We start from the raw sequence: 14792 nt of genomic DNA, 5'->3' as shown, positions 1-14792 counted from the left end.
ATAAACATAATCATAATTGCCGTTCGGCGTTTAGCAACACCAACAACAATTACGCAAAAACGCGTCTGCTCGATGATAAAAAATCAGGAACCCATATTCTGTAAGATGCTCTATAAATGAAAATGCCGGCAGCAAGCCACCGGCATAACATACGCTCAGTCGAATTAATCAAACTTAAGCTGCGGTACCACGTCCTTCACCAGTGCCAGATAATCACGACGCTCTTTACCCGCCAGCCCTTCAGAACGCGGCAGTTTAGCCGTTAACGGGTTTACCGCCTGCTGGTTAATCCAGAATTCATAGTGCAGATGCGGGCCGGTAGAACGACCGGTGTTACCAGACAACCCGATACGATCGCCACGTTTCACTTTCTGTCCCGGTTTAACCAGGATGCGATGCATATGCATGTAGCGCGTGGTGTACTGACGACCATGGCGGATCGCAACATAGTTCCCCGCGGCACCGCTGCGTTTTGCGATCACGACTTCGCCATCACCGACGGCCAGAACCGGTGAGCCGACTGGCATGGCAAAATCGACACCTTTATGTGGTGCGACGCGCCCTGTCACCGGATTCAGACGACGTGGATTGAAGTTGGAGGAAATACGGAATTGTTTCATGGTTGGGAAACGCATAAAGCCGCGCGTCAAGCCAGAACCTTCACGATCGTAGAATTTACCGTCTTCTGCACGAATAGCGTAATAGTCTTTTCCACCCGTATTCAGACGAACACCGACCAGCTCACTCTGCTCACTTTTACCATCAAGCATTTCACGGGACATCAGGACAGAGAAGGTATCGTCTTTGCGTAATTTACGAAAATCAAGCTGCCATTGCAGGGCTTTAATGACTTCACGCACTTCCGTGCTGGTTAAACCGGCGCTTTTTGCGCTGCTAACGAAACTACCACTGACACGGCCATTCAGGACACTGTTGCGCCACTCACCTTTCAGCGTTTCAATACGCTCTTTGAAATCGGCACCCACACGCTCATAAATGCGTGTTTCGCGGCGGGACATCTGCCAGGTCAAACTTTGCAGGTCGCCGTTTTCTGCCAGAGCCCATGAAATTTGCTGACCAATTTTCAGGTTTCGCAAATCTTTATTCTGTTCCGCAAGCTGGGTGACATCCGCAATATCAATGCCGTACTGCGTCAAAATGCTGCTTAAGGTATCGCCCGTAGAGACCACGTACTCATGTACGCCGCCTTCATCGGCAACCTTATCATCCAGTTCATCTTGTGGAATCTCGTCATCTGGCGAGGGTTGGTCTATCGGTTCACTGGCTTCAGGCGTCAACGTTCTCAGTTGGCTGGTTTCCAGATCGATATCTTTCACGATGACAGGGGCATCATCGACGTGGGGATAAACAAAAGGCCGCCAAACAGCAACGGCCAATGTGACAACGGTAAGCGACCCCAGCATGACGCGATGGGGTCGAGGTAAGCTGTTATACGCCAGAGCGATAGTTCGGACTATCTGCTGCACTTATTCGTATCCTCATGATTTTTCCTCCAGACAGCTCACATACTGGTTCGATAGCTGCAATAAAAAATCGGCATAACTATCTCTACCCAGTGCAATATTGCTTCCCAATGGATCGAGCACACCCGAGCGCACGTCGGTTCCCTTGGCAACAGCATTAATAACGGCTGGCCTGAATTGTGGTTCAGCAAAAACGCATACGGCTTTGTGCTCAACCAACTGTGTTCGTATTTGATGTAAACGCTGTGCTCCAGGTTGGATTTCAGGGTTAACCGTGAAGTGACCCAAGGGGCTTAATCCATAGTGTTTTTCAAAATAGCCATAGGCATCATGAAACACGAAATAGCCTTTACCCTGCACAGGCGCTAGCATCTTAACAATTTTTTCATCTGCTTGCCCGATTTTATCCGTGAAATAAAGCAGATTCGCGTCTAGTTTGTCCTTATTCTGAGGCATAAGTTCCAATAATTTTGCATGAATGGCAATTGCCGCCTGTTTTGTCATCTCCGGCGACAGCCAAATGTGCATATTATATTCGCCATGATGGTGACCATCGTCGTCGTCATCATGGGCAGCATGGCTATGATCGTGGCCTTCTTCATGGGCATCATGCGCCTGTTCATGCCCCTCCTCATGATCGTGTCCGGCCTCTTTTTCCAGCTCAGATTTAATCGCGGGCAGCGCGGAAAGTGTAATCTGCTTTGCGGGTGAAACTTTCGCTAGCGGCTTCCCGAGAAAGGCTTCCATTTCCGGCCCAACCCAAATCACCAGTTCAGCAGACTGTAAACGCTGGACATCAGACGGGCGCAGGGCATAATCGTGGGGCGACGCGCCATCAGGTAACAACACCTCCGTTGGCGTCACGCCATCGGCAATAGCCGACGCAATGAATCCTAAAGGACGAATTGATGTAATGACCGCAGCGGATGCCGCGCTGATTGACATCCCGCTTGCGAGTAGTGCGCTGGCAACAAACACACTTTTTAACCATTTTTTTTGCTGAATAGATTGCTGCATGAAAGTCGATCCCATCGATTTTTGCTGTGTTGTTTGTTATATTATAACGTTACATGGGTTATGCAAACCGAATTATATGTCCACATTGGTATCACTTAATACTATTTCAGTGACATTTGGCAGCCGAAAGGTGCTGTCAGATATCTCTCTTACCTTGCAGGCAGGCAGAATTCTGACGCTGCTCGGACCGAATGGCGCAGGGAAATCGACGCTGGTACGCGTGGTATTGGGGCTACTTACCCCCACCTCCGGTTCGCTGGTACGGGATCCCACTCTGCGTATCGGCTACGTTCCGCAGAAGCTGCATTTGGATACCACCCTGCCCTTAACCGTCAACCGTTTTATGCAACTGCGCCCCGGCGTGAAAAAGCAGGATATTTTACCGGCGCTTAAGCGGGTTCAGGCCGCCCACCTGCTGGAACAGCCGATGCAAAAGCTCTCCGGTGGCGAAACCCAGCGCGTGCTGTTGGCACGCGCGCTGCTTAACCAGCCCCAACTATTGGTACTGGATGAGCCGACACAGGGTGTCGACGTCAATGGGCAACTGGCGCTGTATGACCTCATTAACCAATTGCGGCAAGAATTCCACTGCGGCGTGCTGATGGTATCGCACGATTTGCATTTGGTGATGGCCAAAACCGATGAAGTCCTTTGTCTTAACCAACATGTTTGTTGCTCCGGCACGCCTGAAGTGGTTTCGCTTCATCCCGAATTTTTAGCCATGTTTGGTCACCGCGGCGCAGAACAACTGGCAATTTATCGCCATCATCATAATCATCGTCACGATCTACAGGGACGTATCATTCTGAAAAGACAAGGTGGAAACGACGCATGATAGAACTGCTGTTTCCCGGCTGGCTGGCGGGGATTTTGCTGGCGATTGCGGCTGGCCCGCTTGGTGCGTTCGTCGTCTGGCGACGGATGTCTTACTTCGGTGACACGCTGGCGCATGCATCTTTACTCGGCGTTGCCTTCGGCCTGCTGCTGAACATCAATCTGTTTGCTGCCGTTATTGCCGTGACGCTCATTCTGGCATTGGGTCTCGTCTGGCTGGAGCGACGCCCCTATCTGGCCGTCGATACGTTGCTCGGCATCATGGCACACAGCGCCCTGTCGCTGGGATTGGTTGTCGTCAGCTTGATGAATAATGTGCGCGTAGACTTAATGGCTTACCTGTTTGGTGATTTGCTCTCCGTCACGACAGAGGATCTGTGGATCATCGCTGCTGGTGTGATCGTTGTTATTGCCATTATGTGTTGGCAATGGCGCGCACTCCTTTCTATGACAATCAGCCCAGAGCTGGCGCACGTTGATGGCATAAAACTACAGCGCACCAAGCTGCTCTTGATGCTGACCACCGCATTGACGATTGGTATCGCCATGAAATTTGTGGGTGCACTGATCATTACGTCGCTACTGATTATTCCTGCTGCCAGTGCCAGACGCTTCGCACGGACGCCGGAACAAATGGCGGGTATGGCGATTATTGTTGGAATGATTGCCGTAACAGGCGGTTTAGCGTTCTCGGCGGGCTACAATACGCCCGCAGGGCCATCTGTTGTACTGTGCGCATCGCTGCTGTTTATTGTCAGCCTGATTAAGCGACAACCCGTCTAGCCGATCAATCACTCAATAGTACAAAAACTCAATAGCAAAAAGCCCTTCCGAATACATGATTCAGAAGGGCTTTTGAAGACTGCACGAATAGCGTTTATTTCCGGTTCGCCATATCTGGGATGATTAAATCCCCCCGCAAAACATACGACCCCAGCACATCCTGTGTTTTCTCATTGAGCCACGACACAATTCTGGCCGCCACCGCATCCATCGAATATTCAATGGCTGGTATCGCAGGAATGCCCGGGATATCGAGAGACCCTGCCAGACTGAATACCATGATGTCTTTTGGCACGGATTTATTAAACGCCTGAAGCTGCGTGATAACACGTTTGGCTTCCAGCTCATCCGCCACCAGAAGCGCATTGAAATTCAGCGTCGTGCTGTTATTGAGCAGCACTTGCAGCGCCACCGATGACGATGAAGACGCATCCATAAAAATCAAGTTGCGGTTAAACGGCAAGAAGTTATTTTCCAGCGCACGCTTATACCCTAAAAGCACCTGTTCCGCTGAACTGCTCGCGGCTGGGTTGATCAGCGCAATTTGCCGTCTTCCTTGCCGAATAAGGTAATTACACGCCGTTTCCGTAGCGAAAGCGTGATCAAATTGCAGACTGTTTGTGGCATCAGCCTCCATACAATCGATCAGAATGACGTCCTTATCGGGCAGATTCAGCGGAAAGCGCGCACCGATAATTAAAATGTCATCGCACAGGCCGCTAGAAAGCTCATCAAGCACACTCAGCACTTCTGCTCTGCTGCTGGCGAACCGCAATAAGAGATGCTTTTGGTGTCGGCTAAAGTGTTTTTCCAGCGCATAAAGATAGCCAGTCGTCTGGTTGATATTGTCCTGAGCACAAATGACGCCAATACATCCGGTTGATTGACTCAGCAGAGACTGGGCGATGACGTTCGGTCGATATTTAAGCTCATCAACGGCTTTTAACACCGCAAGACGGCTAGCTTCCTTTACGCCGCGCGAACCACTCAACACCCGGGAGACTGTGGCTTTGGACACCCCAGCTAAACGCGATACATCGTTGATTGTAGACATCATTTGCCCCTGGAAAACGCTAAATCCGACTCAAAACCCTAAATACCAACCGCGCATTGCGCTGCTTCGCAGTATAACCGTTTCCATCTAGCATGGAAACCGATTATCCGTTTAACATCCATTGCGTATTTCTGCCAATAAGATGTGATGTAAATCTAATTAACACCGTCATAAATCATCACATATTGACGGTCATCACACTTCTCTTTTCTTTGCATGGAAAACGGTTTCCATATGATATCCAATCATCTTAGCAATAAGTTTTTACATTCTGCTTGGCGGAAAATGCGGTCCGCAGCGGAAGAAAAATAACAGGCATAGGCTCACATTAATCACTGGCCGCCACACGCGACATTTCCGTAATGTATTTATATACAACGAGTTACGGCGAAAATCGTGGCGATAACATACTGGATGACGAGCTGTCACTGCTACGGCGACACACGAAAAAGGTGTTCACATGCGTTCCTTATATCAATCCATGATTGCCGCTATCGAACAATCGATTACCCCGTTTGCAGGGCGTTTGGGGCAGCAAAAATATGTGATCGCTATCCGCGATGGGTTTACCGCCGCGTTACCTTTTATGATCATCGGTTCGTTTATGCTGGTGTTTATTTTCCCTCCGTTTTCTGCCGATACGACCATCAGATTTGCCCGAACCTGGCTGGATTTTTCTATTACCTACCGCGAGCAGTTGATGCTGCCTTTCGAGCTCAGCATGGGCTTGATGACATTTTTCATTTCCGTGGGCGTGGGTGCCAGTCTGGGAAGACAGCTTAATCTCGATTCCGTGATGTCGGGTCTGCTGGCGTTTATGGCTTTTCTGCTTGTTGCCGCACCTTACGCCGATGACAAAATTTCCACCGAATATCTGTCAGGACAAGGAATCTTCACCGCCTTGCTGACCTCCATCTACGCCACCCAAGTTTATGCGGCGCTGAAACAGCACAACATTGCCATTCGCTTACCGAAAGAAGTGCCGACTGGGGTCGCTCGCTCGTTTGAAATCCTCATCCCCGTGTTGGTGATTGTCGCGACGCTGCATCCGCTCAACCTCTTCATTGAAGCGCAAACGGGCATGATCATTCCCGAAGCGATTATGCACCTGCTGGCACCGCTGGTTTCCGCCTCAGACTCGCTGCCCGCCATTCTTCTGTCTGTGCTTCTGTGCCAACTTTTCTGGTTTTCAGGGATCCACGGCTCGCTAATTGTCACGGGTATCATGAATCCATTCTGGATGACCAATCTAGCCGTAAATCAGGCCGCGCTGGCAGCGGGCGACGTCTTGCCACATATCTATCTACAGGGCTTTTGGGATCACTATCTGTTGATTGGCGGCGTCGGTTCGACGCTACCGCTGGCCTTTCTGCTGTTACGCAGCAAGGTCACGCACTTGCGAACCATCGGCAGAATGGGCATCGTACCCAGTTTCTTTAACATCAACGAGCCGATCATGTTCGGTGCTCCCATCATTATGAACCCGATGCTGTTCCTCCCTTTTGTCCTTGTACCGATGGTTAACGCCGTGCTGGCTTACACCGCCACCAAGATGGGATGGCTGGCACAGGTGGTGTCGTTAACGCCGTGGACAACACCGGCCCCCATTGGTGCATCGTGGGCCGCAAACTGGAGTTTCAGCCCGTTAATCATGTGCCTGCTCTGCATGATGTTTTCCGCGCTGATGTATTTGCCGTTCCTGCGTGCTTATGAACGCACATTAATAAAAAGTGAGGAGCAAAAAATACAGGGCGATCTGTCATTGCCGAAAACAGCCAGCAGTAATTAATGAGGTTAATAAGAACAACGACAGATATTAAATAGAAGAAAGCAAATAAATCGTTCAGGGTCGGAGTGTTTTTATTATTCGCACTTCCCGACCTAGACGACATTCAAAAACGCGGCATAGAAAATACATGCTGCGAAGAGTCGTTCACATAAAAATAGGCCATATGATGATTACATTAGAAGATGCAGTAATGGAAATTATCGTCAATGCGGGACAATCGCGCAGTCTGTGTTTTGAAGCGCTACAGGCTGCGCGAAAAGGTAACATTGATGACGCCAAAAATCTGTTGAAGGAAGCCGATGGTTATGCGCGTAAAGCCCACCATATGCAGACTCAACTGATCGAACAGGATGCGGGAGAGGCCAGACAGCCGATGACATTAATTATGGTGCATGCCCAAGACCATTTAATGACATCACTGCTCGCTCGCGAATTATCAGAAGAAATCATTCATCTTTACCAGAGGTAATAGTTCATTTTAATACCCTTATAGGGAGGGTCGATTACGTCAGTTATTTAATTACGCCGTACCCATTTAAAAAATAACAATCACCTTGTTCTGAGCATCGTGTCATTATTCACGTCAATCAGAGCGAGATGGTTATTGTCTGAAAATAACGTACCGAATTGAGATGACTATGACAAATTCTAAAAAACTGCCCGTTACGCTGGCGGTGCTGGCTGCGCTTTGCTCCGGTTCCGCATTCGCACAAGAAACCATTACTCAGGAGCAATTAGATCGTATCGTTGCTCAGGCCGTAGAAAAAGCACTGGCAGAGCGTCAGGCTAAATTAGACGTCATTGCCAGTAAACAGGTCGATCCGCTGACCACGCCGGACGCCCCTAAGACGCCTGACATGGCGATACCTTATGGCATCAACTTCACTGGCTATGCGCGTTACGGTGCGCAATTCCAAAGCGGTGACCAGAAATATGTCGCGGTTGACGGCTCCTATAACGGTGCCTCCGCACTGGGCCGTTTGGGCAACGAAGGCAATGGCGGTGAATTCCAGCTTTCCAAAGCTTTCAAGAGTGACAACGGCGCAATTTGGGATGTCGTCGTGATGATTGACCACTGGGGCGATGAGGTTAACCTGAAAAAAGCCTACGCAGGCGTCACCAACCTTTTCGCTTCTCAGCCAAACGCCTATCTCTGGGCCGGACGTGATTTCCATCAGCGCCCACAGCAAGGTATTAACGACTACTTCTGGATGAACCATGACGGCCAGGGCGCGGGAATAAAGAATGTTGATCTTGGCGGTATTCAATTCGATGTGGCGGCCGTCGGTGCCGTAGAATCTTGTAACCCTGAAGTGATAGACGATAATTCGAATCCCTCACGCATCAGCTGTACCGGCAGTTCCGGTACGGGCGATAAAGGCAATTACGCACTGACATCCAAAGTGCACGGCATCAAGCTGGGGCCGTTGGATCTTGCACTGTACGCCAACTACGGGTTTGACTCGAAAGCGGTAGATAGCGATGCGCGTCTGAAAGCCTGGCAAGGTGGTGCGGTTCTGAGCCACACGGGAAAGAACAGCCTCAATCAGTTTATCACTCGCTATTCGGACAATGCGGATAATAGCGTTTACAACAAAACGAATAACCTGAAAACCTTCTATGCCAGCTTTGAAGGTAAATACACATTCACACCGCAAACACAGGTCGAATACCTCCTGGCCTACCATGACTACTCGAATGATTCAGCCAGTCAGGACGATCGTCGTAACTACAATGCCATCGTTCGCCCGATGTATTTCTGGAATGATGTGCATTCCACCTGGCTTGAAGCAGGCTATCAACATGTAGATTACGGTCAGGGGGGTGATAACAAAGGGTGGAAGCTGACACTGTCCCAGAATGTCTCGATCGCTATGGGGCCGGAGTTCAGACCAATGCTGCGCTTCTACGTCACCGGCGGCGAAGTCGATAACCAACACACCGCGCGGACAGCGACTGGCGTCAACACGCAGCTCGATTCGTTCAACGTTGGGGCAATGTGGGAGGCCTGGTTCTAATCACATAAACGTAGGGAGACCGCGTGGTCTCCCTGAATATAAACACTGTAGGAAAACGTGCGCTGATGGCACTACTCTTCTCGCGTTAAGCCAAAGTGCCGATAGGCATGCTGCGTCGCCATGCGACCGCGCGGCGTACGCTGAATGAACCCTTGCTGAATCAGAAACGGCTCCAGCACGTCTTCAATCGTTTCGCGCTCTTCGCCAATCGCAGCGGCTAAATTGTCCAGACCGACCGGGCCGCCCATGAATTTATCGATAATTGCCAACAGCAGCTTACGGTCCATGTAGTCAAAACCTTCGGTATCCACCGCCAGCATATCCAGCGCCTGCGTCGCCACAGTGCCAGTAATCGCCCCTTCTGACTTAACTTCGGAGAAATCACGTACCCGCCGTAATAATCGGTTGGCAATACGTGGTGTCCCCCGCGAGCGACGCGCCACTTCAAGTGCACCATCAGACGTCAGATCCAGCCCCAGACACTGTGCACTGCGGCCAACGATATACTGCAAATCGGCGACATTATAAAATTCCAGACGCTGCACGATGCCAAAACGATCGCGCAACGGTGAGGTTAATGAACCTGCTCGCGTCGTTGCACCAATCAGCGTAAAAGGGGGCAAATCGAGTTTGATCGAACGGGCAGCAGGCCCTTCACCGATCATGATATCCAACTGATAATCTTCCATCGCCGGATACAACACTTCTTCCACAACGGGCGACAGACGATGAATTTCATCGATGAACAGCACATCATGCGGTTCGAGGTTGGTTAGCAGTGCCGCGAGGTCGCCGGCTTTTTCCAGCACAGGACCCGAGGTCGTGCGCATATTCACGCCCATCTCGTTAGCAACAATATTCGCCAGCGTCGTTTTACCCAGACCGGGAGGACCAAAAATAAGCAGGTGATCCAGCGCATCCCCACGTTTACGGGCGGCCTGAATAAAAATCTCCATCTGCTCACGTACCTGTGGCTGCCCTACATATTCGCTCAGCAGCTTCGGTCTCATCGCACGGTCAAGAAACTCTTCTTCGGGAACAGCGTCAGCAGAAATCAAACGATCGGCTTCTATCATGAATACCTCACAGCGCCGCGCGCAATGCATCCCTGATCAGGGTTTCACAGTCAGCATCAGGACGCGCAACTTTGGCGATCATACGGCTGGCTTCTTGCGGTTTATAACCCAGCGCAACCAGCGCCGCAGCGGCTTCTGCTTCGGGATCGCCAGCACGACTGTCTGCCGTAGCAGGCGATGCCAACGGGATATCACTGACCGGATTGAACAGATCGCCGCTCAAGCCCTTAAAGCGATCTTTCATTTCAACAACCAGCCTTTCCGCCGTTTTCTTACCTACGCCAGGGAGTTTAACCAATGCTCCGATTTCTTCTCGCTCAACGGCGCTGACAAATTGCGTCGCGGACATCCCAGAGAGAATCGCCAGCGCCAGTTTCGGCCCAACGCCATTCACTTTGATCAGCTCACGGAACAGCGCCCTCTCTTGCTTATCATTAAAACCGAACAGCAGTTGTGCATCTTCGCGGACAACAAACTGGGTAAAAATGATCGCTTCCTGATTGAGTTCAGGAAGTTCGTAAAAGCACGTCATCGGCATATGGACTTCGTAACCCACGCCATTAGCTTCTATCAGCACCTGCGGCGGCTGTTTTTCCAGAATAATGCCTCTGAGACGACCTATCACGTTGCGCTTCCTTTTACATAGGGAATGAATGGCTTGAAGTATGACGAGTATATAACATAAAAAAGGCTGGATGAATATCCAGCCTCCTGTTTCAGCGCAGTCTTCCTGCCAGCGGGTTCACTTTCACCGCCGTTGTTCGCAGCAGGCTTTGGTTAAAGTGGCAGTGCGTAATGGCAATCGCCAATGCGTCGGCAGCATCCGCCTGCGGGCTGGCTGACAGTTTCAGCAGTGAGCGAACCATATGCTGCACCTGCTTTTTATCCGCCGCGCCCGTTCCTACCACCGTTTGTTTCACCAGCCGCGCCGCATATTCAAACACGGGCAGATCCTGATTCACTCCGGCAACAATAGCTACACCCCGCGCCTGCCCCAGCTTCAAGGCTGAGTCCGGGTTTTTCGCCATGAAAACCTGCTCAATCGCCATACAGTCTGGACGAAATTGCGTAATGATTTCACTGACGCCAGCATAAATCAGCTTCAGGCGCGTGGGCATATCATCCACTACAGTACGGATACAGCCGCTACCGAGGTACGTCAGATGACGCCCCTGCTGGCGGATGATGCCGTAGCCCGTCACGCGCGAGCCGGGGTCGATGCCTACTATTATTGTCATAGTGCTACGATTACCATGGTGCTACGACTGTCATCGTACCGCTCCGCCCGTGTGGATAGCTGTTTCTACTTTGCATTATCGATCTGCCATTACAGCAGTTCAGCCACCTCATCGGAGATCTCACCGTTGTGGTAAACCTCCTGCACATCGTCACAGTCTTCCAGCATGTCGATCAGACGCATCAATTTCGGTGCCGTTTCTGCATCCATATCCGCTTTGGTAGACGGAATCATCGACACTTCCGCAGATTCTGCTTTCAGGCCTGCCGCATCCAACGCATCTTTCACATCACCGAACGTTTCCCACGGCGTGAAGACGTCAATCGCACCGTCGTCATACGTCACAACGTCATCGGCACCGGCTTCCAACGCAGCATCCATCACCGCATCTTCATCCAGACCCGGCGCATAAGAAATGACGCCTTTCTTGGTGAAGAGGTATGAAACGGAGCCATCGGTACCCAGGTTGCCGCCAGTTTTCGTAAACGCGTGACGCACTTCGGAAACAGTACGATTACGGTTATCACTCAGGCATTCCACCATGACAGCGGTACCGCCAGGGCCGTAGCCTTCATAAATGATGGTTTCCATGTTGGCATCATCATCACCGCCGACGCCACGGGCAATCGCGCGGTTCAGCGTATCGCGCGTCATGTTGTTGGACAGTGCTTTATCGATCGCGGCGCGCAGACGTGGGTTAGACCCCGGATCGCCACCGCCCAGACGGGCTGCGGTGACCAGTTCGCGGATAATCTTGGTAAAGATTTTACCGCGCTTGGCGTCCTGTGCTGCTTTACGATGCTTTGTGTTAGCCCACTTACTATGACCTGCCATAAAAATCTCCGAAAAAAGCCTGTTCAGGCCGGATAAATAACAAATTCCTCAATCGCCTGCCGGTTGCTCCAGGACTTGGTCAACTGCGCCGCATGGGGCACATCCAGCCACTGGTAAGCAAGATGCTCGGATAATTGCACCTCGCGCTCAGCAGGTAACGCCAGACAAAACCAGTGTTCGGTATTGTGCGTGACCCCCGGCGCATAGCGACGTCTCAAATGAGCAAATAGCTCAAACTCAATACAGCGCTGACAGTCAAAGAGTGATAACGCTTCCGCGGAAATATCAATGTTAACTTCTTCTTTGACTTCACGCTGTGCGGCATACGGCGCGCTTTCCCCTTCTTCTATACTGCCCGTTACCGACTGCCAGAATTCAGGATCGTCACGCCGCTGCAACATCAGCACCCGCCCGGTATCACGGGCATAGATCACCACCAGAACCGAAACGGGTCGCTTGTATACCATCTTATTCGTTCTCGGATTTTCCATCCTGAGCTGCTTTCCCTTTCACAACAACCGCAATGGCAAGCTCTTCCAGCGAGGCCGGGTTGGCGAAACTTGGCGCTTCCGTCATCAGACACGCTGCTGCCGTCGTTTTCGGGAAAGCGATAACGTCACGAATGTTATCGGTGCCCGTCAGCAACATCACCAGACGGTCAAGGCCAAACGCCAGACCCGCGTGCGGCGGCGTACCATATTTCAGTGCGTCCAGCAGGAAGCCAAATTTTTCACGCTGTTCTTGTTCGGCAATGCCCAGAATGCTGAACACGGTTTGCTGCATCTCACCGCTATGAATACGCACGGAACCGCCGCCCACTTCATAACCGTTAATGACCATGTCATAGGCGTTGGCGATCGCCGAAACCGGGTTAGCCGCCAATTCAGCAGGCAGCATGTCGCGCGGCGCAGTAAACGGATGGTGCATCGCAGCAAGACCACCTTCGCCATCTTCTTCAAACATTGGGAAATCGACGACCCACAGCGGTTCCCAGCTGTTGTCTTTCGTCAGGCTCAGATCGCGACCCAGCTTGAGACGCAGCGCGCCCAGCGCATCGGTCACCACTTTCGCGCTGTCCGCACCAAAGAACAGGATGTCGCCATCTTGTGCCACAGTACGCTCCAACACGGCAGACAGAACGTCTTCACTCAGGAATTTTGCTACCGGGCTTTGAACGCCTTCCAAACCCTTGGAACGCTCGTTGACCTTGATGTAAGCCAGCCCTTTCGCACCGTAGATTTCAATGAACTTGCCGTATTCATCAATCTGCTTACGGCTCAGCTGTGCGCCGCCCGGTACGCGAATAGCGGCAACGCGGCCTTTGGCATCATTTGCCGGACCAGAGAAGACTTTGAACTCGATGTCTTTAACCAGATCGGCAACGTCGACCAGTTCCAGCGGGTTACGCAAATCGGGTTTGTCGGAACCGAAACGGCGCATGGCTTCTGCAAACGTCATGATCGGGAAATCGCCCAGATCGACGCCTTTCACGTCCTGCCACAGTTCACGCACCAACTTCTCCATCACCTCACGCACCTGTGGCGCGGTCATGAAAGAGGTTTCCACATCGATCTGGGTAAATTCTGGCTGTCTGTCAGCACGTAGGTCTTCGTCACGGAAGCATTTGACTACCTGATAGTAGCGATCAAAACCGGACATCATCAGCAGCTGTTTGAACAGCTGTGGGGACTGCGGCAGCGCATAAAATTTGCCTTTATGTACGCGGCTCGGCACCAGATAGTCACGCGCGCCTTCCGGCGTCGCTTTCGTCAACATCGGGGTTTCGATGTCCAGGAAGCCATGGTCGTCCATAAAACGACGCACAAAACTGGTGATACGCGCACGCGTTTTCAGGCGCTGCGCCATTTCAGGACGGCGCAAATCCAGATAGCGGAATTTGAGACGCGCTTCTTCGGTATTGGTTTGGTTGGAGTCCAACGGCAGCGCTTCAGAACGGTTAACGATCGTCAGTGCGTTGGCAAAAATCTCGACTTCGCCCGTCGCCATCTCTTTGTTGATTTGGCTTTCTGGACGGGCGCGCACGACACCGGTAAGTTGAATGCAGAATTCGTTACGCAACTCGGATGCCAGTTTAAATGCGTCCTGACGATCCGGGTCAAAAAACACCTGAACCAGTCCTTCGCGGTCACGCATATCAATAAAAATCAAACCACCCAGATCGCGGCGGCGGTTAACCCAACCGCACAATGTCACTTCCTGGCCCACATGGGACGAATTCAACTGCCCGCAATAATTAGTACGCATCACGATGTCCTTTTACTCACCCGCCAGCTCACACGTTCACACGGTAGATCACAGTGCAAAAACAGTGGCATTTTCGCTGCACGGCATGGTTTTTCTGGGTTACTGTCCGATGAAAAAAGGCGGCTATTATAAAGGATATTCGCCCGAACGATAAGCATGAAGGTAACGCTCTGCGACGCTGTCGCCTACTCTTTTTACGAAATTTCCGTTTCGGTTAACGGAATGTTCACTAATCCGCATAGAGTTGTTGCAAAACTGAACGCCTGAGGAAACCCCACTCATCAGTCCAAAGAGGCAGAACTTACCGACACACATCGCGTGAGGATTTGTGGACCCCAGCTTCCCTTTTAATAAAACCTGCTAAAATTACCAAGTAACTGCTTATTTTTATAAAAATTTTA

At 51.2% G+C, this 14792-nt stretch carries 14 protein-coding genes; 5 read left to right on the top strand and 9 right to left on the bottom strand.

Annotated features, from left to right (window positions below; genetic code table 11):
- Nucleotides 1–164 precede the first annotated feature (164 nt).
- Together mepM and znuA are read right to left on the bottom strand one after the other, a co-directional pair.
- Nucleotides 165–1487 (bottom strand): murein DD-endopeptidase MepM, encoded by a 1323-nt coding sequence (gene mepM, locus KKH3_RS08495; RefSeq protein WP_039358106.1) that lies wholly within the window; start codon nucleotides 1485–1487, stop codon nucleotides 165–167.
- 12 nt (nucleotides 1488–1499) lie between these two features.
- Complete coding sequence (znuA, locus tag KKH3_RS08490; RefSeq protein WP_039358103.1) at nucleotides 1500–2501, bottom strand: zinc ABC transporter substrate-binding protein ZnuA; 1002 nt, start codon at nucleotides 2499–2501, stop codon at nucleotides 1500–1502.
- Between the two features lie 76 nt (nucleotides 2502–2577).
- Between znuA and znuC the strand changes: the two genes are divergently transcribed.
- Entirely contained in the window at nucleotides 2578–3336 is a 759-nt protein-coding gene (znuC, locus tag KKH3_RS08485) for a zinc ABC transporter ATP-binding protein ZnuC (protein ID WP_039358101.1), read from the top strand.
- Nucleotides 3333–4118, top strand: a complete 786-nt coding sequence (gene znuB / locus KKH3_RS08480) for a zinc ABC transporter permease subunit ZnuB (protein WP_039358099.1) — start codon at nucleotides 3333–3335, stop codon at nucleotides 4116–4118. The genes znuC and znuB overlap by 4 nt, the downstream gene beginning before the upstream one ends.
- 94 nt (nucleotides 4119–4212) lie before the next feature.
- Here the strand turns inward: znuB and KKH3_RS08475 are convergent, their stop codons facing one another.
- Entirely contained in the window at nucleotides 4213–5172 is a 960-nt protein-coding gene (locus KKH3_RS08475; protein WP_039358097.1) for a LacI family DNA-binding transcriptional regulator, read from the bottom strand.
- Nucleotides 5173–5632: 460 nt separating this feature from the next.
- Between KKH3_RS08475 and KKH3_RS08470 the strand changes: the two genes are divergently transcribed.
- From KKH3_RS08470 to KKH3_RS08460, 3 genes are all read left to right on the top strand, one after another.
- Nucleotides 5633–6961 (top strand): PTS sugar transporter subunit IIC, encoded by a 1329-nt coding sequence (locus tag KKH3_RS08470; RefSeq protein ID WP_039358094.1) that lies wholly within the window; start codon nucleotides 5633–5635, stop codon nucleotides 6959–6961.
- Nucleotides 6962–7127: 166 nt separating this feature from the next.
- A complete protein-coding gene (locus KKH3_RS08465) occupies nucleotides 7128–7430 on the top strand; it encodes a PTS lactose/cellobiose transporter subunit IIA (RefSeq protein WP_039362288.1) in 303 nt (100 codons plus the stop codon).
- Nucleotides 7431–7599: 169 nt separating this feature from the next.
- Complete coding sequence (locus KKH3_RS08460; RefSeq protein WP_039358091.1) at nucleotides 7600–8979, top strand: carbohydrate porin; 1380 nt, start codon at nucleotides 7600–7602, stop codon at nucleotides 8977–8979.
- Between the two features lie 71 nt (nucleotides 8980–9050).
- Here KKH3_RS08460 and ruvB read toward each other — a convergent pair whose 3' ends face one another.
- From ruvB to aspS, 6 genes are all read right to left on the bottom strand, one after another.
- On the bottom strand, nucleotides 9051–10055 hold the full coding sequence (ruvB, locus tag KKH3_RS08455) for a Holliday junction branch migration DNA helicase RuvB (RefSeq protein ID WP_039358088.1): 1005 nt from the start codon (nucleotides 10053–10055) through the stop codon (nucleotides 9051–9053).
- A 7-nt stretch (nucleotides 10056–10062) separates the two neighbouring features.
- Nucleotides 10063–10680, bottom strand: a complete 618-nt coding sequence (ruvA, locus tag KKH3_RS08450; RefSeq protein ID WP_039358085.1) for a Holliday junction branch migration protein RuvA — start codon at nucleotides 10678–10680, stop codon at nucleotides 10063–10065.
- 91 nt (nucleotides 10681–10771) lie between these two features.
- Nucleotides 10772–11293, bottom strand: coding sequence for a crossover junction endodeoxyribonuclease RuvC (gene ruvC, locus KKH3_RS08445; RefSeq protein WP_039358083.1), 522 nt, complete (start codon nucleotides 11291–11293; stop codon nucleotides 10772–10774).
- An 89-nt stretch (nucleotides 11294–11382) separates the two neighbouring features.
- A complete protein-coding gene (locus tag KKH3_RS08440; protein ID WP_010275900.1) occupies nucleotides 11383–12126 on the bottom strand; it encodes a YebC/PmpR family DNA-binding transcriptional regulator in 744 nt (247 codons plus the stop codon).
- 23 nt (nucleotides 12127–12149) lie between these two features.
- Nucleotides 12150–12593: a dihydroneopterin triphosphate diphosphatase gene (gene nudB / locus KKH3_RS08435; protein WP_010275904.1), complete on the bottom strand. Its 444-nt coding sequence runs from the start codon at nucleotides 12591–12593 to the stop codon at nucleotides 12150–12152.
- 1 nt (nucleotide 12594) lies between these two features.
- Nucleotides 12595–14391: an aspartate--tRNA ligase gene (gene aspS / locus KKH3_RS08430; RefSeq protein ID WP_039358081.1), complete on the bottom strand. Its 1797-nt coding sequence runs from the start codon at nucleotides 14389–14391 to the stop codon at nucleotides 12595–12597.
- Nucleotides 14392–14792 lie beyond the last annotated feature (401 nt).

Source organism: Pectobacterium actinidiae (assembly GCF_000803315.1).
GTDB classification, from domain to species: Bacteria; Pseudomonadota; Gammaproteobacteria; order Enterobacterales; family Enterobacteriaceae; genus Pectobacterium; species Pectobacterium actinidiae.
This window is presented reverse-complemented; position numbering and strand designations above follow the sequence as displayed.